The sequence below is a fragment of the Mesorhizobium sp. B2-3-10 genome (assembly GCF_006442275.1).
Taxonomy (GTDB): Bacteria; Pseudomonadota; Alphaproteobacteria; order Rhizobiales; family Rhizobiaceae; genus Mesorhizobium; species Mesorhizobium australicum.
In genome coordinates, this window is sequence record NZ_VFVT01000007.1 from 78070 (window position 1) to 104402 (window position 26333).

The 26333-nt window shown below is 64.4% G+C and carries 21 protein-coding genes and 1 pseudogene; 14 read left to right on the forward strand and 8 right to left on the reverse strand.

Annotated features, from left to right (window positions below):
• Nucleotides 1–17: 17 nt before the first annotated feature.
• On the reverse strand, nucleotides 18–1907 hold the full coding sequence (locus FJ943_RS20675; protein WP_181174593.1) for an ABC transporter ATP-binding protein: 1890 nt from the start codon (nucleotides 1905–1907) through the stop codon (nucleotides 18–20).
• Nucleotides 1907–3760, reverse strand: coding sequence for an ABC transporter ATP-binding protein (locus tag FJ943_RS20680; protein ID WP_140724339.1), 1854 nt, complete (start codon nucleotides 3758–3760; stop codon nucleotides 1907–1909). The genes FJ943_RS20675 and FJ943_RS20680 overlap by 1 nt, the downstream gene beginning before the upstream one ends.
• Nucleotides 3761–4061: 301 nt before the next feature.
• Between FJ943_RS20680 and FJ943_RS20685 the strand changes: the two are divergent.
• Nucleotides 4062–5466, forward strand: a pseudogene (locus tag FJ943_RS20685) (2-hydroxyacid dehydrogenase); the annotation flags it as partial.
• Between the two features lie 8 nt (nucleotides 5467–5474).
• On the opposite strand, the gene hutH reads toward FJ943_RS20685, so the two are convergent.
• The 5 genes from hutH to FJ943_RS20710 all read right to left on the reverse strand — a co-directional run bounded on the left by hutH (nucleotide 5475) and on the right by FJ943_RS20710 (nucleotide 11750).
• The gene (gene hutH, locus FJ943_RS20690; protein WP_140724342.1) at nucleotides 5475–6971 is read right to left on the reverse strand and encodes a histidine ammonia-lyase; all 1497 of its coding nucleotides are present in this window, start codon (nucleotides 6969–6971) and stop codon (nucleotides 5475–5477) included.
• A 148-nt stretch (nucleotides 6972–7119) separates the two neighbouring features.
• Nucleotides 7120–8214 (reverse strand): alcohol dehydrogenase family protein, encoded by a 1095-nt coding sequence (locus FJ943_RS20695; RefSeq protein WP_140724345.1) that lies wholly within the window; start codon nucleotides 8212–8214, stop codon nucleotides 7120–7122.
• 8 nt (nucleotides 8215–8222) lie between these two features.
• A complete protein-coding gene (locus FJ943_RS20700; protein ID WP_140724348.1) occupies nucleotides 8223–9602 on the reverse strand; it encodes an aspartate aminotransferase family protein in 1380 nt (459 codons plus the stop codon).
• 33 nt (nucleotides 9603–9635) lie between these two features.
• On the reverse strand, nucleotides 9636–11129 hold the full coding sequence (locus FJ943_RS20705) for an NAD-dependent succinate-semialdehyde dehydrogenase (protein WP_140724351.1): 1494 nt from the start codon (nucleotides 11127–11129) through the stop codon (nucleotides 9636–9638).
• A gap of 129 nt (nucleotides 11130–11258) precedes the next feature.
• Nucleotides 11259–11750, reverse strand: a complete 492-nt coding sequence (locus FJ943_RS20710) for an Lrp/AsnC family transcriptional regulator (RefSeq protein WP_140724354.1) — start codon at nucleotides 11748–11750, stop codon at nucleotides 11259–11261.
• Nucleotides 11751–11833: 83 nt separating this feature from the next.
• On the opposite strand from FJ943_RS20710, the gene FJ943_RS20715 reads away from it, so the two are divergent.
• The 13 genes from FJ943_RS20715 (at nucleotide 11834) to FJ943_RS20775 (ending at nucleotide 25421) form a co-directional block, all read left to right on the forward strand.
• Nucleotides 11834–13219, forward strand: coding sequence for a PLP-dependent aminotransferase family protein (locus FJ943_RS20715; RefSeq protein WP_140724357.1), 1386 nt, complete (start codon nucleotides 11834–11836; stop codon nucleotides 13217–13219).
• Between the two features lie 178 nt (nucleotides 13220–13397).
• Nucleotides 13398–14189 (forward strand): ectoine/hydroxyectoine ABC transporter ATP-binding protein EhuA, encoded by a 792-nt coding sequence (gene ehuA / locus FJ943_RS20720; RefSeq protein ID WP_015319080.1) that lies wholly within the window; start codon nucleotides 13398–13400, stop codon nucleotides 14187–14189.
• Between the two features lie 91 nt (nucleotides 14190–14280).
• A complete protein-coding gene (gene ehuB, locus FJ943_RS20725; RefSeq protein ID WP_140724360.1) occupies nucleotides 14281–15132 on the forward strand; it encodes an ectoine/hydroxyectoine ABC transporter substrate-binding protein EhuB in 852 nt (283 codons plus the stop codon).
• A gap of 172 nt (nucleotides 15133–15304) precedes the next feature.
• Complete coding sequence (ehuC, locus tag FJ943_RS20730) at nucleotides 15305–15964, forward strand: ectoine/hydroxyectoine ABC transporter permease subunit EhuC (RefSeq protein WP_015319078.1); 660 nt, start codon at nucleotides 15305–15307, stop codon at nucleotides 15962–15964.
• A 34-nt stretch (nucleotides 15965–15998) separates the two neighbouring features.
• The gene (gene ehuD, locus FJ943_RS20735) at nucleotides 15999–16658 is read left to right on the forward strand and encodes an ectoine/hydroxyectoine ABC transporter permease subunit EhuD (RefSeq protein WP_140724363.1); all 660 of its coding nucleotides are present in this window, start codon (nucleotides 15999–16001) and stop codon (nucleotides 16656–16658) included.
• A 3-nt stretch (nucleotides 16659–16661) separates the two neighbouring features.
• Nucleotides 16662–17441 carry an ectoine utilization protein EutA gene (gene eutA, locus FJ943_RS20740; protein WP_140724366.1) on the forward strand — a complete coding sequence of 260 codons (780 nt, stop codon included), beginning with the start codon at nucleotides 16662–16664 and terminating at the stop codon, nucleotides 17439–17441.
• Between the two features lie 5 nt (nucleotides 17442–17446).
• Nucleotides 17447–18439: a hydroxyectoine utilization dehydratase EutB gene (eutB, locus tag FJ943_RS20745; protein ID WP_140724369.1), complete on the forward strand. Its 993-nt coding sequence runs from the start codon at nucleotides 17447–17449 to the stop codon at nucleotides 18437–18439.
• A complete protein-coding gene (eutC, locus tag FJ943_RS20750; protein WP_140724372.1) occupies nucleotides 18436–19428 on the forward strand; it encodes an ectoine utilization protein EutC in 993 nt (330 codons plus the stop codon). The genes eutB and eutC overlap by 4 nt, the downstream gene beginning before the upstream one ends.
• Nucleotides 19429–19563: 135 nt before the next feature.
• A complete protein-coding gene (doeA, locus tag FJ943_RS20755) occupies nucleotides 19564–20742 on the forward strand; it encodes an ectoine hydrolase DoeA (RefSeq protein WP_140724375.1) in 1179 nt (392 codons plus the stop codon).
• A 5-nt stretch (nucleotides 20743–20747) separates the two neighbouring features.
• Nucleotides 20748–21749: a N(2)-acetyl-L-2,4-diaminobutanoate deacetylase DoeB gene (gene doeB / locus FJ943_RS20760; protein WP_140724378.1), complete on the forward strand. Its 1002-nt coding sequence runs from the start codon at nucleotides 20748–20750 to the stop codon at nucleotides 21747–21749.
• Complete coding sequence (locus tag FJ943_RS20765) at nucleotides 21746–21973, forward strand: FCD domain-containing protein (protein ID WP_246671912.1); 228 nt, start codon at nucleotides 21746–21748, stop codon at nucleotides 21971–21973. Before doeB ends, FJ943_RS20765 begins: the two co-directional genes overlap by 4 nt.
• A 99-nt stretch (nucleotides 21974–22072) precedes the next feature.
• A complete protein-coding gene (locus FJ943_RS20770) occupies nucleotides 22073–22861 on the forward strand; it encodes a DeoR/GlpR family DNA-binding transcription regulator (protein ID WP_041163907.1) in 789 nt (262 codons plus the stop codon).
• Nucleotides 22862–22943: 82 nt separating this feature from the next.
• The gene (locus tag FJ943_RS20775; protein WP_140724380.1) at nucleotides 22944–25421 is read left to right on the forward strand and encodes an FAD-dependent oxidoreductase; all 2478 of its coding nucleotides are present in this window, start codon (nucleotides 22944–22946) and stop codon (nucleotides 25419–25421) included.
• On the opposite strand, the gene FJ943_RS20780 is transcribed toward FJ943_RS20775, so the two are convergent.
• Nucleotides 25418–26287 carry a LysR substrate-binding domain-containing protein gene (locus FJ943_RS20780; protein ID WP_140724383.1) on the reverse strand — a complete coding sequence of 290 codons (870 nt, stop codon included), beginning with the start codon at nucleotides 26285–26287 and terminating at the stop codon, nucleotides 25418–25420. The genes FJ943_RS20775 and FJ943_RS20780 overlap by 4 nt on opposite strands.
• Nucleotides 26288–26333: the final 46 nt, after the last annotated feature.

Consider the following 26333-nt stretch of genomic DNA (forward strand, 5'->3'; position numbering starts at 1 on the left):
ACCCTGCCAGCACCGGCTCACGTCGCTTCGCCGACCGAAGCGTCCATTCCCATGGCTTCCTCGGAAATGTCGTCGAAGGAAGCGTAGTTCATGTTGTAGAGGCGGGCGTAAAGACCTTTTCTCTTCATCAACTGTTCATGGTTGCCGCTTTCGACGATATCGCCATTCTGCAGCACGATGATGCGGTCGGCGCCCCTTATGGTCGCCAGCCGGTGCGCGATGACCAACCCGGTGCGCCCTTCGAGCAGCTTGATCAATGCCTTCTGGATCAGCATCTCGGTGTAGGAATCGATGCTGGCGGTAGCTTCGTCGAGCACCAGGATCTTGGCGTCGGCCACCAGCGCCCGCGCGAAGCTGATCAGCTGGCGCTGACCGAGCGAGAGATTGCCGCCGCGCTGCTCGAGTTCGGTGTCGTAGCCGTCAGGCAGTTGCTCGATGAAGTCGTGCGCGCCGACGGCTTGTGCGGCGCGGACCACCTCTTCGCGGCTGGCGCCGGTCTTGTGATAGCGGATGTTCTCCAGCACCGTGCCGGAGAACAGGAACGGCTCCTGCAGCACCATGGCTACCTGATCGCCGAGCGAATCCTGCGTCAGGTCGCGCACGTCATGGCCGCCGACCAGGACCTCACCCGACCAGACATCGTAGAAGCGGTGCACCAGCGCCATCGAACTCGACTTGCCTGATCCGGTCGGCCCGACAAGCGCGACCGTCTCGCCCGGATTGACGCGGAAGGAGATGTTCTTCAGCACCGGCTGGTTCGGCCGGTAGCCGAAGGTGACATTCCGGAACTCGACCGAACCGTCCATGTCGCGCGACAGCGCCACCGCATTTTCCTTGTCGCTGACATCCACGGGCACGTCGAGCACTTCGGAAATGCGCTGGCCTGACGCCATGGCGCGCTGCATGACGCTGTATTGCATGGTGAGCGAGCGGATCGGGTCGAAGAAGCGCTGGATGTAGAACAGGAACGCCACCATCACGCCGATATCGAGACTGTGCGACAGCACCATCGACCCGCCGACGACGATCACGGTCGCCATGGCGATGCCCGTCAGTGTGTCGACGATCGGCACCATCACCTGCGCATATCTCGCCGACCGCAGATGGGCGTTGAGATTGGCCAGCACCTTCTCGTCATAGAGATCGAAATTGACGTGCTGGCGCTCCAGGCTCTGCACCGTACGCACGCCGTGGATGCCTTCGGCCAGCGCACCGTTGGCGATGGAGTTGGTCTCGTGCGCGGCCATGAAGGCGATCTTGGCGCGCGGCAGCCAGAACAGGCGCACGATGAACAGCGCCGGCATGGTCGACAGCGTCAGCAGCCCGAGCCGGAAGTCCAGCCACAGCAGGACGGTGACGATGCCGAACAGAAGCACGATGTCGCCAACCGACATCACGGACGTCTCCAGGAATTCCTGCATCGAATTGACGTCGCCCTGCAGGCGCGACATCAGCCGGCCGACCTCGGTCTTGTCCATGAAGCCCAGAGAGACACGCTGCAGGTGGCTGAACATGGCGCGGCGCAGGTCGGACAGCACGTTCTCCGCCACCTTGCCGACGACGCTCTCCTGGACATGGCTGGCGGCGTAGTTGATGAGGATGATCACGGCAAAAGCGGCGATCGCGGTGATCATCACCGAACGGTCGAGCCTGCCTGGCGCCATGCCGTGATCGATGGCGTAGCGGATGACCAGCGGGATCGCCAACTGTGTCAGCGTGAACACCAGCACCGCCGCGACCGAGATGAAGATCCGGCCCCGATATGGTCTGACGAAGCTCCAGATGCGCCTGACGATTCGTGGATCGTAGGCCTTGCCGAAGACCTCTTCCTCATCGCGGTGCGAGCCGACGACGGCCTTGGTCGGGCGTCGGCTTGTATCTTCCTTCTCGTCGTCCTGCGTCGACATCAGGCGGCTCCCTCGAGCCGATCGTCGTCCGGCCGCAACTGCAGGTCGTAAAGCGCGCGGTAGCGTCCGCCGAGCGCCAGCAATTCCTCATGCGTGCCGCGCTCCACGATCCGGCCGCCCTCGACGAACAGGATCTGGTCGGCATGCATCAGCGAACTCAGCCGATGCGAAATGATGAGCGTCACGCGATCCCTGGCGAAGCGCTTCATCGCCGCCCGGATCCGCTGCTCGGTGCCGGCGTCGACCGCGGCCGTGGAATCGTCGAAGACCAGCACCGATGGTCTTAACATCAGGCTGCGCGCGATGGTCAGGCGCTGCCGCTGGCCGCCGGAAAGCGAGGCGCCGCGTTCCCCCACGACCGTGGTGTAGCCGGCCGGAAGCCCGATAATGTAATTGTGCAGCTGGGCATACTCAGCGGCCTGGCCGATGCGGGTCTCGCGCGCCCAGGGATTGCCGTAGGCGATGTTGTTTTCGATCGAGGTCGTGAACAGGAACGCATCCTGCTGCACGACGCCGACCGCCTTGCGCAGCGATTGCAGCGTGACATTGCGGATGTCCTGTCCGTCGATGGTGATCGCGCCCGAGGTCAGGTCGTAGAAGCGCGGGATCAGGTGCGCGATGGTCGACTTGCCGCTGCCTGGCGGCCCGACGATGCCGACGGTCTCGCCGGGCCTGGCTTCGAAGGAAACGCCGGAAAGCGTCGGACGCTCGCCCGCGCCCTGATAGCGGAAACCGACATCGTCGAAGCGCAGCACGCCCTCGGTGATGACGAGCTCCCTGGCGTCGGGCGCGTCCTTGATGTCGAGCTCAGCGTCGAGCAGTTCGAACAGCCGCGTGCCGCAGGTCGAGGCGCGCGCGAAGGAGTTGACCATCAGGCCGAGCTGGCGCACCGGCATCTGCAATATGGTCATGAAGGTGAGGAACTGGGCCAGCGTGCCGACGCTGATCTGACCCGCGATCACCTTCTGTCCGCCGAACCACAGCACCAGGCCCATGGCGGCGAGGAAGGAAAAATTCATGGCGCTGGTGTTCGAGACGCGGATGTCGACGCGCTCATTGGCTAGGTCCAATGCGTCTCGTTTGGCACGGTCGAATTTTGCCAGCTCATGCCGTTGAGCCGCGAAGGCGCGCACGACACGGATGCCGCCGAGATTCTCATCCATCACCCGGCTCAGCACCGACAGCCGCTCCTGCAGCGTCAGCCAGGTGCTGCGCAGTCGGAGCTGCGTCACTGACGAGCGCCAGGCAACAAACGGCACGAAGCTGAGGCTCAACAACCCGAGCACGAGATCGGTGCTGATCAACAGATAGGCGCCGACACCGATCAGCACGCCAAGCAGCACCACGCGCAGGATACCGGTCGAAAAGAACATGCGCACGCCGTCGAGGTCGAGCAGCCCGAGGGTGATGAGATCGCCGGTATGGACCTTGTCGTGGAAGGAAAAGCTCAGCCGCTGGATTTTCTCGTAGAAGGCGAGCCGCAGCTCATAGCCTGTCCGGTGGCCGACGGCCTCGCCATAGTAATTCTGCGCCATGGTGAAGAGGCCTCGCAGGATGCTGACGACCAACAGCGTCAGCGCCGTATTCCACAGCGCCCGCTCGGCCGCGGTGCCGGCCCCCGCCGCCATCACCCCTTGCGCCTGGTCTATGGCGCGTCCCAGGAGACGCGGAATGAAAAGCTGCAGCGTCGCCGCGATAAAGGTCGAGATGAGGGTGATTGCAATCTGCCAGGGATGGCGCAGCGTCATGCGCACGATGCGCAGCAAGGTGCTGAGGCCCTTGCCCCAGGAGGCTTCCGCCACATGGGCAAATGATTTGCCGCGCTTGGCCGCGCTGGTCGCATCAGTGTGCAAGGAAATACCAGACCAATCCGGACATTAGCCCGAACGAATGTAGCAGACTCAATCAGATAGCGCGATTTTACGCGCGTCCGACCTGCCCGTTCAAGGGACCAATGGCGGCATCGCACTGTACCTGAAACCGGCAAGATCGTGTCGCAACTCGCCGCTGGTCTGCCGCCGGTGATCGATCTCGCGCCGTTCCCGGCGGATAGGTTCTGATTATTCAAAGCCTGCCGGACCAGCAGGACTCCGCTCTTGCACGAAGGAAACCGACGTGATCGCAAATGCCGACACCCGCGCCGTTGAACCGGTCGATCCGCAACGCGCCTACACCGTGCTGGTCTGCGATCTGATCGGCCTGCGCTTCGACGCCGACGGAAAGCCCGACCCCGTCGGAGGTGCGTGCGCATATCGAAGCCAAGGGCGGCCGCTTTCATGCGGCTGCGCTTGGCGACAAGGCCGCTCTCGAATCTGGCCGCGTGCATTTCTTCTATCAGCCGGACCTCAGCACCCGCGAAGAGCTGATCGAAGTCGCCGGCGATGGACGCTATGATGCCGTCATTGCCGCCGCGACCTTCCTGCCCGCCGAAACCGTCTTTCCGCTCGCCGGCGTGCGCATCGGCGCCGGCACCGGCAATATGGGTTCGCATTCCTGGGGCGGCGGCAGCGGCGAAGGCGGTACGGCCGTGCTGATGAATACGCCCGGCATCAACAGCCGCGCCACGGCGCAGATGGTGATGAAGGCGATCCTGAAAGTGCTGCCGGATCTCCCGGTTGACTTGCTTCACAACCGGGTGGCGCGCGGCGCCTTCGACACCGGCAGGGAGCTGCGCGATTTCCCGACCGAAAAGCTCGAAGGCAAGACGATCGCGATCGTCGGCTACGGCAATATCGGCAGGGAGGTGGCCAAACTTGCCCGGGCCTTCGGCATGCGCGTGGTGATCCACGCACGGCCCCGGCATCGGGACTGGATAGAGGCCGAAGGCTTTGTCTATGCGCTGGATCTCCTCGATGCGGCTGATGGTGCCGATGTGTTGAGTGTTCATGTCGGCCTGGGTAAGCAGGATGCGCAGACCGGCCGCTACGCCAATGCCGGGCTCATCGGCGCGGATGTCCTGTCGCGCATGAACAAAGGCGCGGTGCTGGTCAACTACGATCGCGGCGAGCTTGTCGACGTGGCGGCCCTCGGCGAAGCCTTGTCCTCGGGCAGGATGCGTCATGCCGCGATCGATGCCGACCTGTTCAAGGATGCCGCGACCGGTCGCCTTTCCGGACCGATGCTGCCCTATCTCGGCCTCGTCGAGAAGCACAGCGGAAAACTCGGGCTTCTGCCGCATGCGGCAGCCGATACGGATCATCCCTCGCGCGTCGCCGGCGCCAAGCAGGCCGTCGACCAGTTATTCGATGTCATCTGCCGAAAGTCGGTGACGAACGCAAAAGGCAGCGTGCCGCCGGCCTATCTTTCCCTTGGAGCAACCACGCCTCCAGGCATTGGATTGGTGACCGCCGGCCACCTCTTGAAACTGACCGCCAGCGAATGTTCCGGACTGGCGGATCTCTGCGATCGGCAAGGCCGGTTGTGGAAGGCTCTCTCCGATACCTCGCCTGCCGAGCGAGGCGCCGTTGTCGCCGAGCAGGGCGAAGACCTTGTCCGGTTGATCGACCGCTTCTGCCTTCTGGCCGAGAACCTCAATCTCAGGGGACCTTTCCAGCGATAAGCGGGAACTCAGTCTCGGGGACCCGCCACCATCCGGGCGACCCGCGTCATGTCCGCGCTCATCTCGCGGTCATCGTCGAGCGGGCTGACGAGCGCACGCACGGCGGCATAGGTGCGCCGTGGTCCTTCGCCCATGCTGTCGACGACGCCGCGCAACTCCACGCCCGTCGCCGCGAAGATCAGCTCCATCGCAACGAGATAGCGCAGGCGTTCGACAATCTCGGCGGTCTTGGCCACCACCCGTGGTGCCATCGACGACTGGTTCTCGATCCCGTCCGATACGGCAAGCGGGCTGAGCGATATCGGGTTGGCCAGATGCCGGATCTCGGCCTCCAGCGCGGCAAGCGGTTTCTGCAATTCGGCGTAGCCCTGACGGCTGCCGCCCCTGGCCGACAGGAAGCGCGGGAGTTCCGCCACCGTCGGCGACATCAGCTTCATGCAGCGATTGGCGGTACCCACGGCGCAATGCGCAAGCGCTTGGCCGAGCTGCTCCCAGGCCAGCGTCATCGCGGTGAGGTCGAAATTTCCGTTCGAGACGACGCGTCCGTCCTCGGGTAGGATCACCGGGTTGTCGCCGGAATGGGCCAGTTCGATCTCCGTTGCCAGCTTTGCCTGTTCGAACGCATGCAACAGGCCGCCCCACACCTGCGGCACGCAGCGATAGCTGAGCGGATCCTGGAGCCGCCGCGCGGCGTTCTCCTTCCAGAGCCCGCTTCCAGCGAACTCCGCCCGCAGTCGCGCCCCGATCTCCCGCTGGCCGAACGCCGGTCGCGCCGACAGCGCAGCTTCATCGATGGCGGTGAGTGACGAGCGGAACGCTTCGTGGTTGAGCGCCACCGCGGCCAGCGACCAGTCGATGAGGTGGGCGACATCCTCCAGGCAGAGGCACGCCGTGCCGGTCGACAGGCTGTTGGCGACGATGATGGCATGGCCATCCTTCTCGCGCAGGTCGAGCGGTTCGAGCCGGGCGAGCGCGAGCGCCTCGGCCGACGGCATGATCCTGCCCTGGAACTCCGTCTCGCCGTCGCCGCGCAGCGCTCGCGCCATGTGGCCGAGATGGGCAAGGTCCGCCGCTCCGATCGATCCCCAGGTCGGGATCACCGGATGGACGCCGGCGTTGAGTGCCGCCACAAGGCCCATCACCACGCGTTCGGAAGCGCCGGTGCCGCCGGCGGCCATGCCCGAAATGCGCGCGGCCATCAGCGCGCGGACCGCCTCGGTCGGAAGGGCCGGGCCGATGCCCATGCTGTGGCTGAGCGGCACGCTGTGTTGGAAGGCGATCAGATCGGCCTGCGCGAGCGGCGTGTCGACGCAGGCGCCGAGGCCGGTGGTGACGCCGTACATCGGCTTGCCGAGTTGCGTCAGCTGCTCGATGAGCGCGCGGCTCGCCCGGATGCGGCGCATCGCCTCCTCGCCCAACATCAGCCGCGCATTGCGCCGCGCGATCTCGGCGACATCCTCGATGCCAAGCGGCTTGGCGTCGAGCAGTATCATTCGGGCTGTCATGTCTCGCCTGTATCCGTGACCGTATGCCCGGGCCGACGGCGCGGCGGGCGTCGCCGTTTGTGGCGGCTTACCGGCTGGTCTGCAAGCCATTCCGATTGTGGCGGCAGCAGGCGAGGGGAGCTTCAGGCGAAATGCAGGTTTCGGCAGGTCACTTCGCGACGGCGTCGGGCACCACCACCAGCTTGCCGACGAAATCCTTGGCGACGAAATCGGCTTGTGCGCGGTGGAAATCGGAGAGTTTGTAGACGCCGCCGATAAGCGGCCGGATCTTGCCCTCTTCGATATAGCGAACGATGCGGCGGAAATCGGAGCGCGTGCCCTGGCTCGATCCGTGCAGCTGCAACTGTTTCAGATACATGGTCCTGAGATCGAGCTGGACGACCGGGCCGGCGATCGCGCCGGCCGTGGTGTAGCGGCCCTCCGGCCTCAGGACGCGCAGCAGATCGTTGAAGATCGCGCCGCCAACGAGATCGGCGACCACATCGATCGGCTGGCCGCCGGTCGCCTCGCTCACGGCTTGCGGCAGGTCCGCGACGCCACGGGTGACGACCGCCTCGGCGCCGATGTCGAGCACCGCCTGTTCCTTGCCCTTGCCGACGACGGCATAGGGAATGGCGCCGCGCGCCCGCGCCAGTTGCACGATGCCGGAGCCGACGCCGCCCGACGCGCCGGTGACCAGCACCCGCTCGCCTGCCTTGAGCTTGGCCCGTTCCAGCATCTGTTCGCCGGTGAGGTAGGCGCAGCAGAAGGTGGCGAGTTCGACGTCGCTCAAAATGGTGTCGACAACATGCGCGTTCTCGGCCGGCACGGTCTGATACTCGGCATAGCCGCCGTCGCGGCCATGGCCCATATAGTCGATGTCGGCCAGGGAATCGTCGTCGCGGTTGTAGATGGAGAAATCGACCATCACCCGTTCGCCGATTCGATCCGACGAAACGCCTTCGCCGACGGCAACGATGGTGCCGACAGTGTCGGTGCCCTGGATGCGCGGGAAGGTCAGCGTGTTGCCCTGGCGGCGCCAAGTCGAAACGGCGGCCGCGTCCTCTTCCGTGCCATAGGCGCCCTGGCGCACCCAGACATCGGTATTGTTCATGCCGCAAGCGGTGACTTTCACCAGCACTTCACCTGACGCAGGCGCGGGCACTTTCACATCGGTTCGGTAGACGAGCTTTTCCGGTCCGCCGTGCCCGGTGAGCAGCACGGCGGCCATGGTGGCGGGGACGGTTTTGGTCATGGCATTCATCGGTCGTCTCAGAGATTGGCAAATACGCTGGTCACGGCATCGGCGGTCTTGGCCACCACGATGTCGGCTTCCTCGCGGGTCAGGCACAGCGGCGGCGCGAAGCCAAGAATGTCGCCCTGCGGCATGGCGCGGCCGATGACGCCGCTCGCGGCAAGGGCCGTGGCAATTTGCGGCCCGATCTTCAGCGAAGCATCGAAGAAGACACGGTCGTCACGGTCTTTGACGAATTCCACTGCCGCCAGCATGCCGTCGCCGCGCACCTCACCGACGTGTTTGTGACCCCCGACGGCCTTGGCCAGTTCGGCACGGAAATAAGCGCCGGTCTCGCCGGCATTCCGCACCAGGTCCATCTCATCGATCAGTTCGAGATTGGCGACGCCGGCGGCAACGCAGATCGGATGCGCCGAATAGGTCCAGCCATGGCCGAGCGAGCCGAGCTTGTCGGAGCCTTGCACCAGCACCTGCCACATCTTGTCGGCCACGATGACGCCCGACAGCGGCGCATAGGCCGAGGTCAGGCCCTTGGCGATGGTGATAAGGTCGGGCTTCATGCCGTAATGGTCGGAGCCGAACATGGTGCCCAGCCGGCCGAAGCCCGTCACCACCTCGTCGGCGACCAGGAGCACATCATACTTCTTCAGCACCGCCTGGATCTTTTCCCAATAGCCGGCGGGCGGCGGCACGATGCCGCCGGTGCCGAGGATCGGCTCGCCGATGAAGGCGGCGACGGTTTCGGGCCCTTCGGCGAGGATCATCTCCTCGAGCTTGTCGGCGCAATGCTGCGAGAACTGCTCCTCGCTCATCGAGCGGTCGGCGCGGCGGAAATAGTAGGGCGCCTCGGTGTGCAGGATCGGCGCGCGCGGCAGGTCGAAGGCATTGTGGAAGAGGTCCAGCCCGGTCAGCGAGCCCGTCATGACGCCCGAGCCGTGATAGCCGCGCCAGCGCGAGATGATCTTCTTCTTCTCCGGCCGCCCCAGCACATTGTTGTAGTACCAGATCAGCTTGATGTTGGTTTCGTTGGCGTCGGAACCGGAGAGGCCGAAATAGACCCTCGACATGCCCTTCGGCGCGCGGTCGATGATCATCTTGGCGAGCGTGATCGACGCCTCGGTGCCGTGCCCGACATAGGCGTGGTAATAGGCCAGGTTCTTCGCCTGGGTCGCGATGGCATCTGATATCTTCTGGCGGCCATAGCCGACATTGACGCAATAGAGGCCGGCGAAGGCATCGATGCTCTTCCTGCCATTGTTGTCCCAGACGGTGACGCCTTCACCGCCGGCCATGATCCGCGTCGGCGATTCACCGCGTGCGTGGGTGCCCATATGCGTTGAGGGATGGAAGAAATGGTCGCGATCCCATGCGGCGAGTTCGTTGGATTGGTCGAGCATTTTTAACTCCTTGAAAGAGATCCGGGTGCGAGCCTACGCCACATCCAGGCAAAGGTATTTGAGGTCGGTGAAAGCTTCTAGCCCGTGGCGCGAACCTTCGCGGCCGATGCCGGACTGCTTGACGCCACCGAACGGGATCGGCGCGCCGGTGATCTTCACACGGTTGATGGCGACCATGCCGTAGTCGAGCGCGCGGCCCATGCGCTGCTGGCGCGCGCCGTTCTCGGTCACCACATAGGCGACCAGGCCATATTCGGTCGCATTGGCGCGGGCGATGACTTCGTCCTCGCTGTCGAAAGGCGTGACGGCGGCGACCGGACCAAAGGTCTCTTCGCGCATGATCAGCGCGTCGTCGGCGACATCGGCCAGCAGCGTCGGCTGGTAGAAGAGCGGTCCGGCCTGATGGCGCCTGCCGCCGGCGAGGCAACGCGCGCCGAGAACCACCGCGTCGGCGACCTGTTCCTCGACCTTCTTGACGGCCCGCTCATGCATCAGCGGCCCGATGTCGATGTCATCGGCCAAGCCATTGCCGGCCCGCAGCGCCTCGACGCGCTTGGCGAAAGCGGCGCAGAAGCGGTCATAGAGCGGACGCTGGACATAGATGCGGTTGGCCGCAAGGCAGTCCTGGCCTGATGTGGCGAATTTGGCGTCGATGGCAATGGTCACCGCTTTGTCGAGATCGGCATCGGCAAAGACGATCAGCGGCGCGTGACCACCAAGCTCCATCACCAGCCGCTTCATCGTCGGCGCGCTCTGTGCCGCGATCAGCCGGCCGATCTCGGTCGAGCCGGTAAAACTCATGGCGCGCACGCGCGAATCTTCGCACATGCGTCCAACGATCGTCGCGGCCTTGCCGGTGACGATGTTGAAAACGCCGGCCGGCAGTCCGGCGCGTTCGCTGAGTTCGGCCAGCGCCAGCGCCGAAAGTGGCGTCTCAGAAGACGGATGGGCAACGATGGTGCAGCCGGCGGCAAGAGCGGCGGCTGCCTTGCGGGTCAGCATCGCCGAAGGAAAATTCCACGGCGTGACCACGCCGACGACGCCGAGTGGTTCGCGCCGCACCATCATTTCCGCGTTCGGCAGATGGCTGGTGACGCTCTCGGCGTTGAGGCGTTTTGCTTCCTCGGCATACCACTCGATGAAAGAGGCGGCGTAGTCGATTTCGCCAAGCGACTCCTTGAGCGGTTTGCCCTGCTCAAGCGTCATCAGCAAAGCGAGGTCGTCTTTCGCCGCGATGATCAGCTCGAACCATTTTCGCAGGATTTTGGAGCGCTCCTGCGGCAGCAGCGCCCGCCAGCCCGGAAAGGCGCGCGCGGCGGCGTCGATGGCTTTTGTCGTCTGGCCGGCATCGAGCGCTGCGACGAAGGCCACGGTGGTGCCGGTCGCGGGATCGGTGACCTCGAAACTCTCGGCCGCCTCGCTTGCCGTCCAGTGGCCGTCGATATAGGCGAGTTCGCGCAGCAGCCGGCGGTCGGCGAGCCGGTCGAGCGCTTCGTGGCGATGCGAGCGGGCGAAATGCGCGGACATGGTCGAAGCCTCCCGGTTCGGTTTGATGCGGGGAGACTACCCATCACCGGCAGACAGAGAGGCTGTTTGGACGCCTGGCCGTAGAGAGAGTCTCTCTATTGCGGCGAGGGGGCAGTCGATCTCTCCGGTCTAGGTCGACGCCGGCAGCAGGTCCGCTATCGGCAGCGCGATGTCATCCTTCACCGTCTTGGTGACGATGTAGGTGAAGTAGCGGTCGATGCCGATCTCGCGATCGAGCAAGCCGTCGACCAGCCGCTGATAGGCGTCGATGTCGCGCGCCATCACCTTCAGCACATAGTCGACGCCGCCGCCCACCGACCAGCAGGCGACGATCTCGGGAATGTCGCGCACGACGCGCTCGAAGCGGTCGAAATCGGCCTGGCGATGGCTGGCCAGCGTTACCTCCATCAGCACGGTGGCGACTGGCGCCACAACGCGCATGGCGATCCGGGCATGATAACCCGAGACGATGCCGGCCTTTTCCAGCTTGCGCAGCCGCATCCAGCACGGCGTCGGCGACAGCCCGACCTGCTCGGCCAACGCCAGCTTGGTGATGCGTCCATCACGCTGGATGGCGTCGAGGATTTTGAGGTCGATCGCGTCGAGTTTCGCAGCAGTCATCAGCGCCTACTTTTTCGTCGATCGTACCATGACGGCGCATTATTTCGATTGTCAATTGCACTGATTTCGATCTCTAATAAGTCATGACATTGTGGCACCCAGATCCCGCGCTCATCCGGCGGCCGGCCTATCAATCGTTGGCCGACCAGTTCGCACGCGCCATCCACGACGGCCGCCTCGCCAACGGCGCGCGGTTGCCGACCCACCGCCGCCTGGCCGACGACCTCAAGCTTTCAGTGCAGACGGTCAGCCGTGCCTATGAGGAACTGATCCGGCGCGGCCTGATTTCGGGCGAGATCGGCCGCGGCAGCTTTGTGCAGACGCAGCGCCGCGAACCGGAGCCGCCTTATCTGCCGGAGCGCCTGGGCGAAGTCATCGACCTGTCGATCCTGAAGCCGGTCTGCGAGCCGATGCACCTGGAGCGGATGAAGCAGGCGCTGGGCTGGCTCGCCGAAAACCTGCCGTCGAGTTCGGCACTGTCGTTCCGGCCAAATATGGTGTTCCCGCGCCACCGTGCCGTGGCGGTCGAATGGCTGAAGCTGTGCGGACTGGACGCCTCCGCGCAGAATATCAGCCTCACCAATGGCGCCACCGCCGGCATGACGGTGGCGCTGATGAGCGTGGCGCCGCCCGGCTCCACCGTTGCCACCGAGGCGATCGGTCATCATACGCTGGTGCCGCTGGCGCGCTATCTCGGCTTCAATCTTCAAGGCCTGCCGATCGATGGCAATGGCCTGATTCCGGAAGCGCTGGACGAAGCCTGCCGGCTGTCCGACATCCGCGCCGTCTTCGTGCAGCCTTCGGTAATCAATCCCACGGCAACGCTCATGGATGCGGAGCGTCGCGAGCAGATCGCGGCGGTGGCGCGCAAGCACGACATCGCCATCATCGAGAACGACGTGCTGGGTCCCTTGGTCGAGGATCGACCGCCGCCGGTCGCCGCTTTCGCGCCGGAACGGACGCTCTACGTCACCTCCCTCACCAAGATCACCGTGCCCGGCCTGCGCATCGGCTATCTCGCCGCGCCCGATCGCTACGTTGCCGCCGTCGCTAACCGGCATCTCGTCTCGAACTGGATGGCGACACCGCTGGTGGCCGAGATCGCCACCAAATGGGTGACCGACGGCACCGCGATGGAGCTAGTGCGCTGGCAGCGCGCGGCGTTGCGGCGGCGACAGGACATCGCGGGCGAGGTGCTGGCCGGCGTCAACTACCGTGCCCGTCGCGACGGGTTGCATATCTGGCTGCAACTGCCGGCCGACCGTTCCGAGGAAAGCTTTGTCGCCCAGGCTCGGCTGCAAGGCGTGGCCATTGCGCCGGGCACCTCCTTCCGTATTTCGGATACGCCCTGGCATCCGGCGGTGCGCATTTCGCTGGGTTCGACCACCGAGGGGGAACTGCGCGCGGGTCTCGGCGTTGTCACCAAGCTCTTGCTTGGCGATCCGGAGCATCTGCTGCTTGCAATCTGAGCATGCCGCCCAATACACCAAGGCGTTCTGACAAAGGCATGTCCAAAAAGCCGGCTGGGATTGACCGGCAAATGTGCGCAATCAGAATAATTGTCATGATATTATTTTCCCAATTGACATGATTTGGCGCGTTCCGCATCGTTAGGGCACCAGGCTTCTCCAGCACGGGGAAATTCATTTGTCCGCAACCGCGCCCATCATCAAGATCGACAGCATCTCGAAGAGCTTTGGCAGCTTCAAGGTTCTGGACGGCCTGTCGATGCAGGTCATGCCGCGTGAGAAGCTGGCGCTGATCGGCCCCTCCGGCTCGGGCAAGACGACGATCTTGCGCATCCTGATGACGCTGGAGCGCATCGACGGCGGTCACATCCAGATCGACGGTGAGCAACTCTACCACATGGAGCGCAACGGCCAGCTGCTGCCGGCTGACGAGCGCCACCTGGCGCGAATGCGCCAGAAGACCGGCATGGTCTTCCAGCTGTTCAACCTGTTTCCGCACAAGAGCGTCATCGACAATGTGACCCTAGCGCCGATGCTGACCAAGGGCACGCCGCGCGCCGCGGCGCAGAAGCGGGCGATGGAACTGCTCGAGATGGTCGGCATGGCCGACAAGGCGAAGGCGATGCCGGCGCAGTTGTCAGGCGGTCAGAAGCAGCGCGTGGCGATCGCCCGTGCGCTTGCTTTGCAGCCGAAGATCATGCTGTTCGATGAGGTGACGTCGGCGCTCGACCCGGAACTGGTCGAGGAGGTGCTCAGTGTCTTGTGGCGGCTCTGCGCCGAGACCGACATGACCATGCTGCTGGTCACCCACGAGATGGGTTTCGCCCACGACTTCGCCGACCGGGTGCTGTTCTTCGATCGCGGCAGAATAGTCGAGGAAGGCAAGCCCGACGAGATTTTCCGCAATCCCAAGCAGGAGCGCACGCAAGGGTTCCTGAAGAAGATCATCGCGGCCGGACATCGTGTCTGACCGCATGCCAAAGGCGGCAATGCCGTCCCCATGGGCGGTTGAGCCGTCCTAAGATCACGCAAACCAAGACAAGAACAAGGAGTTGGGAACAATGAAGAAACTTGGCACTCTGGCCGGCGTCGCCGGTCTCGCGCTTTCGGCGGTTCTGGCCGCCTCGATCCCGGGTTCGGCCGACGACAGCAAGCTCGAACAGCTGAAGTCGCAAGGCTTCGCTCGCTTGGCCATCGCCAATGAGCCGCCCTATACGGCTGTCGCCGCCGACGGCAAGGTTTCGGGTGCCGCGCCCGACGTCGCGCGCGAGATATTCAAGCGGCTGGGCGTTGCCGATGTCGCCGCCTCGATCTCGGAATATGGCGCCATGATTCCCGGCCTGCAGGCCGGCCGCTTCGACGTCGTCACCGCCGGCCTGTTCATGAAGCCGGAGCGTTGCGCCGCGGTTGCCTATTCCGAGCCGGTTCTGTGCGACGCCGAGGCGATGCTGGTGAAGAAGGGCAATCCGAAACACTTCAAGAGCTACGAGGATGTCGCCAAGGACACGTCCGCCACCATCGGCGCGCCGGGCGGCGGCACCGAGGAGAAGCTTGCGCTCAACGCCGGCGTGCCACGCGAACGCGTCATCGTCGTGCCGGACGGCCAGAGCGGCCTGAAGATGGTGCAGGACGGCCGCATCGACGCCTATTCGCTGCCTGTGCTTTCGATCAACGACCTGATGAAGAAGGCCGCCGATCCGAACCTCGAAGTCATCGCCCCGGTGCAGGGCGCGCCGGTCTATTGCGACGGCGCCGCCTTCAAGAAGGGTGACGAGGCGTTGCGCGACGCCTTCGACGTCGAACTCGCCAAGATGAAGAAGTCGGGTGAGTTCGCAAAGATCATCGAGCCCTACGGCTTCTCGGCGGCGGCGGCTATGTCGACCACGCGCGATAAGCTCTGCGCGGCGAAATAAGGGCGTCTTTCTTGCCTTCTCCCCGTTCACGGGGAGAAGGTGTCACGAAGTGACGGATGAGGGGCGGCGCCATGTTTGGACAAGCTAGCGCTGCCCCTCATCTGCCTGCCGGCATCTTCTCCCCATAAACGGGGAGAAGGAAGCTGAAACCAACGTTGGAAACTTCAACTCTATGACCCAGTGGTCCGGCTATTTCGGCCTGATATTGCAGGGAGCGCTTGTCACCATCGAGCTGACGCTGATGGGGTCGGTGCTCGCCCTGATCATGGCCTTTCTCGCCGGCATGGGGCGCCTGTCGCGCTTCTTCGTGCTGCGGGCCCTGGCCACGGCCTATATCGAGTTCTTCCGCGGCACCTCGATCTTCGTGCAGCTGTTCTTCGCCTATTTCGTGTTGCCGCTGGTGGGTTTCGAACTGACCCCGCTGCAGGCCGGTGTGTTGGCGCTAGGCTTGAATGTGGGCGCCTATGCAGCCGAGGTGGTGCGCGGCGCCGTGCAGTCGATCGGCCGCGAACAGCATGAGGCCTGCGTCGCGCTCAATCTCGGCCGTTGGCAAGGCATGCGACACGTCATCCTGCCGCAGGCGTTTCTGGTGATGCTGCCGACCTTCGGCAACAACGCCATCGAGCTGCTCAAGGCGACATCGGTGGTCTCGCTGATCTCGCTCGCCGACCTGACGTTCCAGGCACAGGTGGTGCGCGCCCAGACCGGCAACACCATGGTGCCGTTCACCACCATCCTCATCATCTATTTCATCCTGGCGCTGCTCATCTCGTGGGGTGTGCGCTCGCTGGAACGCCGCATGGCGCGCGGCCTCGATGGAGTGCGCGTCTGATGCCCAGAGCATTCCTGATGAATTGGGTCCGCTGATGGATTGGGACTGGGACTTTGTCCGGCAGATCCTGCCGACCCTGATCCAGGGGGTGAAGATCACCATCCTGGCGACGCTGCTCGGCTCGGTGCTGGCCGCGATCGTCGGTCTGGGCATCGCGCTGGCGCGCCGCTCGCCCAACAAGGCGCTGTCGCGCGCCGTCGGTTGGGTAGCCGAATTCATCCGCGGCACACCGCTCCTGGTGCAGCTCTATTTCATTTTCTACGTCTTGCCCGACATCGGCATTCTCTTGCCGCCGCTGGTCGCCGGCGTCATCGGACTTGGCCTGCACTACGGCACCTACACGGCGGAGGTCTACCGGGCCGGCATCGACAATGTGCCGCGTGGTCAGTGGGAAGCCGCCAAGGCGTGCAATCTCAGCGCGCGGCAGACCTGGTCCCACATCATCATCCCGCAGGCTATTCCGCCGATGATCCCGGCGCTGGCCAACTATTTCATCGCCATGTTCAAGGAGACGCCGCTGCTCTCGGCGATCACAGTGCTGGAGCTGATGAACCAGGCGAAAAGCGTCGCCAACACCTATTATCGCTACCTTGAGCCGATCACGCTGGTCGGCGCCTTCTTCCTCGCCATCAGCCTGATTTCGGTCGTGCTGCTGCGCTGGCTGGAACGCCGCTACGGCAAGATCGAAAGATAAAAGATGAAGCTCTTGTCCGAGATCAAGCTTGTGCCCGACCGGCCAGCGCTCGATGAGCGTCCGCTGGAACGCCGTGTCGGGCTGATCATCCTGGCCACCGACCACACGACCGAGCCGGATTTTCGCCGCATGGTGGCGAGCGAACGGATCGGCGTCTATGTCGCGCGCATTCCCTACGCCAACCCGACGACGCCTGAGAACCTGCGCAAGATGCAGCCGGCGCTGACGGCGGGCGCTGCCTTGATCCTGCCCGACGAGCCGCTCGACGCCATCTGCTACTCCTGCACGTCGGCCTCGGTGGTGATTGGCGATCGCGAGATCGAGACGGCGATCCAGGCCGCCAAGTCAGGTATACCCGTTGTCACTCCTCCGATGGCTGGCGTGCGCGGGCTGAACGCCTTCGGCGTGCGCCGGATCAGCATCCTCACGCCCTATACCGTGGAAACCTCCAGACCGATGGCGACCTATTTCGCCGAACGTGGCTTCGAAGTCCTAAGCTTCACCTGTCTCGGCTTCGAGGACGACCGCGAGATGGCGCGCATTGCCCCGGCAGCCCTCATCGATCTCGCGCGCCGGGCGATGCATCCGCAAGCCGACGCGCTGTTCGTGTCGTGCACGGCGCTGCGCGGCGCGCTGGCGGTCACTGGCATGGAACAGGCGATCGGCCGCCCGGTGGTGACCAGCAATCAGGCGACCGCCTGGAATTGTCTGCGCCTTTGCGGTGATGAGACAGCCCATCCCGAATTCGGCCGTCTGATGACGCTGCCCTTGCCGCGCGGTTGACGACCATGGCGACCGTGACCCTTGGCGATATCCGTGCCGCGCGCGAGCGAATTGCCGGCAAGATCGAGCGCACGTCGATCGTGCTTTCGGCAAGTCTCTCCGAAGGGCTGGGCGTCCCGGTTCAACTCAAGCTCGAGCACCGCCAGACCACCGGCAGCTTCAAGCTGCGCGGCGCTTCCAACGCCGTCGCTTCGCTCAGCGCAGGGGAGAAGGCGCGCGGCGTCGTCGCGGCATCGACCGGCAATCATGGCCGTGCGCTTGCGCATGCGGCAAAGCTCGAGGGCATGCGTGCTGTGATCTGCATGTCTCGACTGGTACCCAGGAATAAGCTGGACGAAATCCGCCGCCTCGGCGCGGAAATCCGTATCGTCGGCAACAGCCAGGACGATGCCCAGCAGGAGGTCGAGCGGCTGGTGACGGAGGAGGGGCTTGTCATGCTGCCGCCCTTCGACCATCCCCATATCATCGCCGGGCAAGGCACGCTCGGGCTGGAGATGATGGAGCAGGTCCCGGATGCCGCTCTGGTGCTGGTGCAACTCTCCGGAGGCGGGTTGGCCTCGGGCGTAGCGGCGGCCGTCAAGGGTGTCCGTCCCGGAACAAGAGTCGTCGGCGTTTCGATGGCGCGGGGCGCCGCGATGAAGGCCAGCCTCGATGCGGGCCGCCCCGTGCTGGTCGAGGAACTGCCGACGCTGGCGGATTCGCTCGGCGGCGGCATCGGCCTCGACAACCGGCTGACCTTCGCCATGTGCCGCGACCTGCTCGACGATGTCGTCCTGCTCAGCGAGGACGAAATCGCTGCCGGCATTCGCCACGCCTATGAACAGGAACGCGAGATCGTCGAGGGAGCCGGTGCGGTAGGCATCGCGGCGCTGCTCGCCGGCAAGGTCAAGGCGGAGGGGCCGGTGGTGGTTCTGCTTTCCGGCCGCAACATCGACATGCAACTGCACAGGAAGATTGTCTGCGGGGAAATGCCATCGATTTCGGAGCGCGCCGCATGAGCAGGATGACCATCCTCACCGAAGCTGAACTGCGCGCAATCGTGACGCTCGATCTCGACGCCGTCGCCTGTGTCGAGAACGCTTTTCGTGCGCTCGCCACGCTGCCGGTGGCGATGCCGCCGATCCTGCGGCTCGATATCCCGCAGCATCGCGGCGAGGTTGACGTCAAGACCGCCTATGTGCCTGGTATCGATGGCTTCGCCATCAAGATCAGCCCCGGCTTCTTCGACAATCCCAAACTTGGCCTGCCCAGCGTCAACGGCATGATGGTGCTGCTGTCGTCGAAGACAGGGTTGGTCGAGGCTTTGCTGCTCGACAACGGCTATCTCACCGATGTTCGCACCGCTGCTGCGGGAGCCGTCGCGGCCAAGCATCTGTCGCGGCCGGACTCGTCGGTCGCCTCGATCTTCGGCGCCGGCGTGCAGGCTGGGCTGCAACTGCAAGCGCTGATGCTGGTGCGGCCGATCACGCAGGCCCGCATCTGGGCGCGCGATGCCGCCAAGGCCGAAGTGACCGCGGCCACCTTACGCGAAAGGCTCGGCATTGACGTGCGCGCCGAGACTGACGCAGCCAACGCTGTTGCCGGTGCCGACATCGTCGTCACGACCACCCCGTCGACCGAACCACTGATCAAGGCAGGGTTTGTCTCGGCCGGCCAGCACATCACCGCCATGGGTTCGGACGCCGAGCACAAGAACGAGATAGCGCCGGCGATCCTGCGCATGGCCGATCTCTATGTCGCCGACAGCGCGAAACAGACGCGGCGCCTGGGCGAATTGCACCATGCCATCGCGGCGGGCGTGATGGCTGGAGACGCGGAGGTGACCGAGCTCGGCCAGATCATCGCCGGCGCGAGGCATGGCCGGCGCTCGGCCAGCGACATCACCATCGCCGATCTGACGGGCACGGGCGTGCAGGATACGGCGATCGCCACACTCGCCCGCGACCGTGCGCTGGCCGCGAAAGCCGGAACGATCTTTGAAAGCTGACGCCGGCCGCAGGAGCATGATCCGGAAAATGGCAACCGGTTTTCCCCCGCAGATCATGCTCAATCAAAAAATTCCCTGGAGCCAGATTCAACGAGTTGAAACGGGCTCCAGCCCCAACAAACGAGGACCAACAAAATGCAGCCGAACCTGAAATTCTCGCGAAGCGAATATGCGGAACGCCTCGCCAAGACGCGGAAAGCCATGGAGGCGAAAGGCGTCGATCTTTTGATCGTCAGCGATCCCTCCAACATGGCCTGGCTGACCGGCTACGACGGCTGGTCCTTCTACGTCCACCAGGCGGTCATCGTGCCGCCATCGGGCGAGCCGGTCTGGTACGGCCGTGGCCAGGACGCGAACGGCGCCAAGCGCACCGCCTACCTCGCACATGACAACATCGTCGGCTATGCCGATCACTATGTGCAGTCGACCGAGCGCCACCCGATGGATTTCCTATCGGGTGTGCTGACCGATCGCGGCTGGGGCAAGCACACCGTCGGCGTCGAGATGGACAATTACTGGTTCTCCGCCGCCGCCTTCGCCTCGCTGCAAAAGCATATGCCCAACGCCCGTTTCGTCGACGCCACCGCGCTGGTCAACTGGCAGCGCGCGGTGAAGAGCCCAACCGAGATCGACTATATGCGCAAGGCCGCCCGTATCGTCGAGGCGATGCACCAGCGCATCGTCGACAAGATCGAAGTCGGCATGCGCAAGAACGATCTCGTCGCCGAGATCTACGATGCCGGCACGCGCGGCGTCGACGGCATTGGCGGTGACTACCCCGCGATCGTGCCGCTGCTGCCCTCGGGCGTCGACGCCTCGGCGCCGCACCTGACCTGGGACGATAAGCCGATGAAGTCGGGCGAGGGCACTTTCTTCGAGATCGCCGGCTGCTACAACAGGTACCATTGCCCGCTGTCGCGCACCGTTTTCCTCGGCAAGCCGACGCAGGAATTCCTCGATGCCGAGAAGGCAACGCTGGAAGGCATGGAAGCTGGCCTTGCCGCGGCAAAGCCGGGTAATGCCTGCGAGGACATCGCCAATGCCTTCTTCGCCGTGTTGAAGAAATACGGCATCGTCAAGGACAACCGCACCGGCTATTCGATCGGGCTTTCCTATCCACCGGACTGGGGCGAGCGCACGATGAGCCTGCGCCCCGGCGATCGCACCGAACTCAAGCCCGGCATGACCTTCCATTTCATGACCGGCCTGTGGCTGGAGACGATGGGGCTGGAGATCACTGAATCCATCCTGATCACCGAAACCGGTGTGGAGTGCCTGGCCAACGTGCCGCGCAAGCTGGTGGTGAAGGATTGAGCCCGATGTCCAGTCTTCGCCCGTCGCCGGTCACGCCGACCGTCGATTTCGATCGTGACGGCGTCCAGCATGGTTTCCTGCGCCTGCCCTATAGCCGCGACGACTCGGCCTGGGGCTCGGTGATGATCCCGATCTGCGTCATCCGCAACGGCAAGGGGCCGGCGGCGCTGCTGACCGGCGGCAATCATGGCGACGAGTATGAAGGGCCGCTGGCGCTCTACGAACTCGCCCGCACGCTCGATCCCACCCAGGTCAGCGGCACGGTCATCATCGTGCCGGCGATGAACTATCCCGCTTTCCGGGCCGGCACGCGCACCTCGCCGATCGACAAGGGCAACATGAACCGCAGTTTCCCCGGCCGGCCCGACGGCACGGTGACGCAGAAGATCGCCGATTATTTCCAACGCGAGCTGCTTCCCCGCGCCGACATCGTCTTCGACTTCCATTCCGGCGGCAGAACGCTGGATTTCGTGCCGTTCTGCGCCGCCCACACTTTGCCCGACAAGGCGCTGGAGCAGACAGCCTTTGCCGCGGTGGCGGCATTCTCGGCACCATTCTCGATGCGCATGACCGAGATCGATGCGATCGGCATGTATGACACGGCGGCCGAAGAGATGGGCAAGGTCTTCGTCACCACCGAGCTCGGCGGTGGCGGCACGTCGCGAGCCGAGACGGTGCGGATCGCGCGGCGCGGCATCCTCAACGTGCTGCGTCATGAGGGTATCGTCGCCGGGGCGGCCGAGACGGGCATAACGCAGTGGCTGGACATGCCCTCGGGCGATTGCTTCTGCTTCGCCGAGGATGACGGCATGATCGAGACCATGGTCGATCTCGGCGAACCTGTCGAGGAGGGCGCGGTGGTGGCTCGCATCCATTCCACCGGCCGCACCGGCGTCGCGCCGCAGGAAATCCGGGCCAAAATGTCGGGCATGCTGGCGGCGCGGCATTTCCCTGGCTTAGTCAAGGCCGGCGACTGCGCCGCGGTGGTCGCCGTAAAGGTGGATTGACTGATTTCTCCGCCCGGACCATGCCGGGCGGACCCACTCTTCTGCTCGAGATGTCGAATCCGGATTATCGCACCCGCTCGCGGAGCGAACACCGCGATCTGCTGGCCGCCTGCCGCCGGCGCGACGGCAAGAAGGCGGTGAGCGTTCTGAGACAGCATCTTCGCGAGGGAAGCGACACGCTGGTCAAGGCGACGGAGGGCGGCGGGCTGGCGCGAAAATCCTAAGCCCGAGGGAAAGGGGCAGCCCGCAATCGTGGCGCGTGGTTGCCACCGCGCCGGTTCGCTGCCACATATTGCAACATCAATGCTTGACACGAGGATGCCATGTCTCCCGTCAGCCGCCTGCCGGCACGTGCCCTTGCCCCGCGCCGCCATGACGAGATCCTGCGGCGGCTGGGCGCCCAGGGTTCCGTTAGCGTCGCCGAACTGGCTGGGTTCTTCGACGTCTCGCGCGAAACCATCCGCCGCGATTTGAAGCTGCTTTCCGACCAGGGCAGGCTCGGCATCGTGCATGGCGGGGCCGCCCGCTTCGAACCGAGCGAACCCGCGATGAGCCAGCGCAGCCAGGAAAATGCCCAAGGCAAGGCCGCGATCGGCAGGGCGGCCGCCGGGCTGGTCCGGGATGGCATGGTGGTCTTTCTCGATTCCGGCACCACCACTTTGGCCATCGCGCATGCAATGACGGAACTGCGCGATCTGACGATCTGCACGGCCAGCCTGAAGATAGCGCTGCACCTATGCCATGTTCCCGGCATGCGCGTGCACATGCTGGGCGGCGAAGTCGACCCGGGCGAGGAGGCGGCTTCCGGCATCGACACGCTCGATGCGATGGCGCGCTTTCGCGTCGATATGGCCTTTCTGGGTGGCGGAGCGCTGTCTCCGGTCGGCGAGGTGACCGATTTCACCCGCGCCGGGGCCGAACAGCGGGGCCGGATGATCAGCCTCGCCGGCAAGGCCTATTTCGTGCTCGACAGCAGCAAATTCGGCAAGCTGACGCCGCTCAGAATTCCGAATTTCGAACGTGCCGCTGGGGTAATCGTCGACACCGACCCCGAATTCGCGCTTGCCGAGGCGCTTTCGCACAGGGGGCCTGAACTCATCGTTGCAGCTTGATGTGATATTTTGTGATATTATGAGTTGATATTTGGTTTTCCCATGGTAATGTCTCGGCTATCCCTCAAATGGCGGAACGCTCATGGCACATGAATTTCCCACCCAGGCTCGAATTGTCATTGTCGGCGGCGGCATCATCGGCTGCTCGGTCGCCTATCATCTGACCAAGCTGGGCTGGAGCGATGTGGTGCTGCTTGAGCAGGGACAGCTCAGCGGCGGCACCACCTGGCACGCGGCCGGTCTTGTCGGTCAACTGCGCAGCCATTCCAACATGACCAGCCTGATCCGGTACTCCACGCAGCTCTACAGCGAACTGGAGGCCGAGACCGGCCTCGCCACCGGCTGGAAGAACTGCGGTTCGCTATCCGTCGCGCGCACCACCGACCGCATGGCGGTGTTGAAGCGCACGGCCGCGTCGGCGCGTGCCCAAGGGGTCGAGATCGACGTCATCTCGCCTCGCGAGGCAGCCGAGCTCTGGCCGGTGATGGCGACAGACGATCTGGTCGGCGCCGTCTGGCTGCCCGGAGACGGCAAGGCCAATCCCACCGATCTCACGCAATCGCTGGCCAAGGGCGCGCGCAATGGTGGCGTCAAAATCTTCGAGCGGGTGCAGGTCACCGGCATCACGGTGAAAAACGGCGTCGCCTGCGGCGTCGAGACGGACCGCGGCGACATCGCCGCCGAGATCGTCGTCAACTGCGCCGGCCAATGGGCCCGCAAGGTCGGGCTGATGTGCGGCGTCTCGGTGCCGCTGCATTCGGCCGAGCACATGTACATCGTCACCGGCCGGATCGAGGGTGTGCATCCGGACCTGCCCGTGATGCGCGACCCCGATGGCTTCATCTACTTCAAGGAGGAGGTCGGCGGTCTGGTGATGGGTGGCTTCGAGCCGCACGCCAAGCCGTGGGGCATGAACGGCATTCCCGAAAATTTCGAATTCGCGCTGCTGCCCGACGACTGGGACCAGTTCGAGATCCTGATGGAAAACGCGCTGGTGCGCGTGCCGCAACTGGCGCGGGCCGAAGTCAAGAAATTCTACAACGGACCCGAAAGCTTCACGCCGGACAACAATTTCCTCCTCGGCGAGGCGCCGGAGTTGAAGAATTTCTATGTCGGCGCCGGCTTCAATTCGATGGGCATTGCCAGTGCCGGTGGCGCCGGCAAGGCACTGGCCGAATGGATCGTCAACGGCGCGCCGACCATGGATTTGTGGCCGGTCGACATCAGGCGCTTCGCCGCTTTCAACAACAATCCGCGCTGGCTGCATGACCGCGTCAAGGAGACGCTCGGCCTGCATTACGCCATGCCGTGGCCGAACCGCGAATTGGATACCGCGCGGCCGTTCCGCCGCTCGCCGCTCTATGATCGGCTCGCCGCCAAGGGCGCCTGCTTCGGTTCCAAGATGGGCTGGGAGCGTGCCAACTGGTTCGCGGCGCCGGGAGAGAAAGCCGGGAACGACTATGCCTTCGGTCGCCAGAACTGGCACGAGGCCGTGCGGCGCGAGATGAAGGCGACGCGCGAAGCCGTCGCCATCTTCGACCAGACCTCCTTCGCCAAGCTTCTTGTCCAGGGCCGCGATGCCTGTGCCGTGTTGAACCGCATCTGCGCCGGCGACATCGATGTGCCGGTCGGCACGTCGGTCTACACCGGCGTGCTCAATGCGCGCGGCGGTTACGAAAGCGATCTCACCGTGATGCGGCTTGGCGCGGAAAAATTCCTCATCGTTACCGGTTCCGCCCAGGCGGTCCACGACGCCGACTGGATCGTCAAGAACATTCCGCCGGATGCGCATGCCGTCCTGACCGACGTCACCTCGGCCTATGCGGTGCTGGCGTTGATGGGGCCGCGTTCGCGCGATCTCCTCGGCAAACTGTCGTCGGCCGATCTTTCCAACGCCGGCTTTCCCTTCGCCACTATCCGCGAGATCGATATCGGCTACGCCACTGTCTATGCCAACCGCATGACCTATGTCGGCGAACTCGGCTGGGAACTGATCGTGCCGGCCGAATTCGCCGTCGGCGTCTACGAGGCGTTGCATGAGGGCGGCCGCGAATTCGGTTTGGCCGACGCCGGCTACTACGCGCTCGACGCCTTGCGCATCGAAAAAGGTTTTCGAGCCTGGGGTCGGGAACTGACGCCTGATATCAATCCCTGGCAGGCGGGGCTTGGCTTCGCCGTTGCTATGGACAAGCTGAGTGGGTTCATCGGCCATGACGCGCTTGTTGAGGCAAAGTCGTCGTCGGCACCGGCAAAGCGTATCGTGCTCCTTACGCTCGACGATACCGAGCCGATGCTGTGGGGCGGCGAGTTGGTCCTGCGCGACGGCAAGCCGGTCGGCGAGGTTCGCTCGGCCGCCTACGGCCATACGCTTGGCCGGTCAGTGGCGCTCGGCTTGATCGAAAACGAAACCGGCGTGGATGCTGTGTTCCTGAGCGGCGGCCATTTCGAGATCGATCTAGCCGGCGTACGCCATGCGGCTACCGCGCATCTGCGCAGCCCCTACGATCCGAAGTCGGAGCGGGCGAAAGCTGATGCAATGGAGATCAGGGCCGCGGCTTAATCCGTCGACATAGAGCGCGCCATGTCGAGAAAGGCGCGCACCAGTTTGCCGCCGCTGCGCTCGCGCAGGCAGATCAGCGCCTCGTCCATCAAGGTCTCGGGCGCGTCGATGGTGATTGGGACGAGCCGCGAATCCTGGCCGAATTCGGCCGCCGAGACAAAGCCGATACCGGCGCCCGAGGCGACGATTTCGCGCACGGCTTCCCGGCCTTCTGCCTCGATCACAGGCCTGAGTTCGATCTTCGACGCGGCGGCCAGGTCTTCGAGCTTCTGGCGCGTCTTCGAGCCGCGCTCGCGCATGACCAGGGATTCCTGTGCGAGCTGCTTGAGCGTCAGCGATTTCTTCCCCGACAGCGGATGGTCGATCGAGGTGAAGGCGATGATCGGCGTCGAGTTCAGTTTCAGCACTTCGAAGTCGCGTCCGGCGGGCACCTCGCCCAGCACGCCGATATCGGCATCGTAGCTGTAGAGGCTGCTGATCACCGTCTCGGTGTTTCCGGCACGCACCGAGACCTGCACTCCGGGATAGCGGGCGCGGAAGCTGCCGAGAATGTGAAGCAGATGATGCGCGGCGTCGGCGACGATGCGCAGCGTGCCGGAACGCAGGGCGCGCGACTCGGTCAGAAGCTCCAACGCCTGCTGCTCGGTGTCGAACATGCGGTGGGTTATTTCGAGCAGTTTCTGGCCGGAATGGGTCAGCGTGACCTGCTTCTTGTTACGATTGAACAGCAGGACATCATACTCTTCCTCGAGCTTGCGGACCTGGTCCGATATCGCCGGCTGGGTCAGGAACAGCGCTTCGGCCGCCCGCGAAAAGCCGCCGGAGATCGCCACCTGATGAAAGGCCCGCAACTGAACATAGCGCATCTTCTTCGCTCCCGAGCCTCTCTGGTTACCAGCAGCCTATCATAAG

Coding starts and splice junctions, on each gene's coding strand:
- doeB (WP_140724378.1), top strand. CDS start 20,748: ATGTCCAGTCTTCGCCCGTCGCCGGTCACGCCGACCGTCGATTTCGAT.
- FJ943_RS20710 (WP_140724354.1), bottom strand. CDS start 11,750: ATGACTGCTGCGAAACTCGACGCGATCGACCTCAAAATCCTCGACGCC.
- FJ943_RS20705 (WP_140724351.1), bottom strand. CDS start 11,129: ATGTCCGCGCATTTCGCCCGCTCGCATCGCCACGAAGCGCTCGACCGG.
- FJ943_RS20695 (WP_140724345.1), bottom strand. CDS start 8,214: ATGAATGCCATGACCAAAACCGTCCCCGCCACCATGGCCGCCGTGCTG.
- FJ943_RS20715 (WP_140724357.1), top strand. CDS start 11,834: ATGACATTGTGGCACCCAGATCCCGCGCTCATCCGGCGGCCGGCCTAT.
- eutC (WP_140724372.1), top strand. CDS start 18,436: ATGAGCAGGATGACCATCCTCACCGAAGCTGAACTGCGCGCAATCGTG.
- ehuD (WP_140724363.1), top strand. CDS start 15,999: ATGGATTGGGACTGGGACTTTGTCCGGCAGATCCTGCCGACCCTGATC.
- FJ943_RS20775 (WP_140724380.1), top strand. CDS start 22,944: ATGGCACATGAATTTCCCACCCAGGCTCGAATTGTCATTGTCGGCGGC.
- ehuC (WP_015319078.1), top strand. CDS start 15,305: ATGACCCAGTGGTCCGGCTATTTCGGCCTGATATTGCAGGGAGCGCTT.
- eutA (WP_140724366.1), top strand. CDS start 16,662: ATGAAGCTCTTGTCCGAGATCAAGCTTGTGCCCGACCGGCCAGCGCTC.
- ehuB (WP_140724360.1), top strand. CDS start 14,281: ATGAAGAAACTTGGCACTCTGGCCGGCGTCGCCGGTCTCGCGCTTTCG.
- FJ943_RS20780 (WP_140724383.1), bottom strand. CDS start 26,287: ATGCGCTATGTTCAGTTGCGGGCCTTTCATCAGGTGGCGATCTCCGGC.
- FJ943_RS20770 (WP_041163907.1), top strand. CDS start 22,073: ATGTCTCCCGTCAGCCGCCTGCCGGCACGTGCCCTTGCCCCGCGCCGC.
- eutB (WP_140724369.1), top strand. CDS start 17,447: ATGGCGACCGTGACCCTTGGCGATATCCGTGCCGCGCGCGAGCGAATT.
- FJ943_RS20675 (WP_181174593.1), bottom strand. CDS start 1,907: ATGTCGACGCAGGACGACGAGAAGGAAGATACAAGCCGACGCCCGACC.
- FJ943_RS20700 (WP_140724348.1), bottom strand. CDS start 9,602: ATGCTCGACCAATCCAACGAACTCGCCGCATGGGATCGCGACCATTTC.
- doeA (WP_140724375.1), top strand. CDS start 19,564: ATGCAGCCGAACCTGAAATTCTCGCGAAGCGAATATGCGGAACGCCTC.
- hutH (WP_140724342.1), bottom strand. CDS start 6,971: ATGACAGCCCGAATGATACTGCTCGACGCCAAGCCGCTTGGCATCGAG.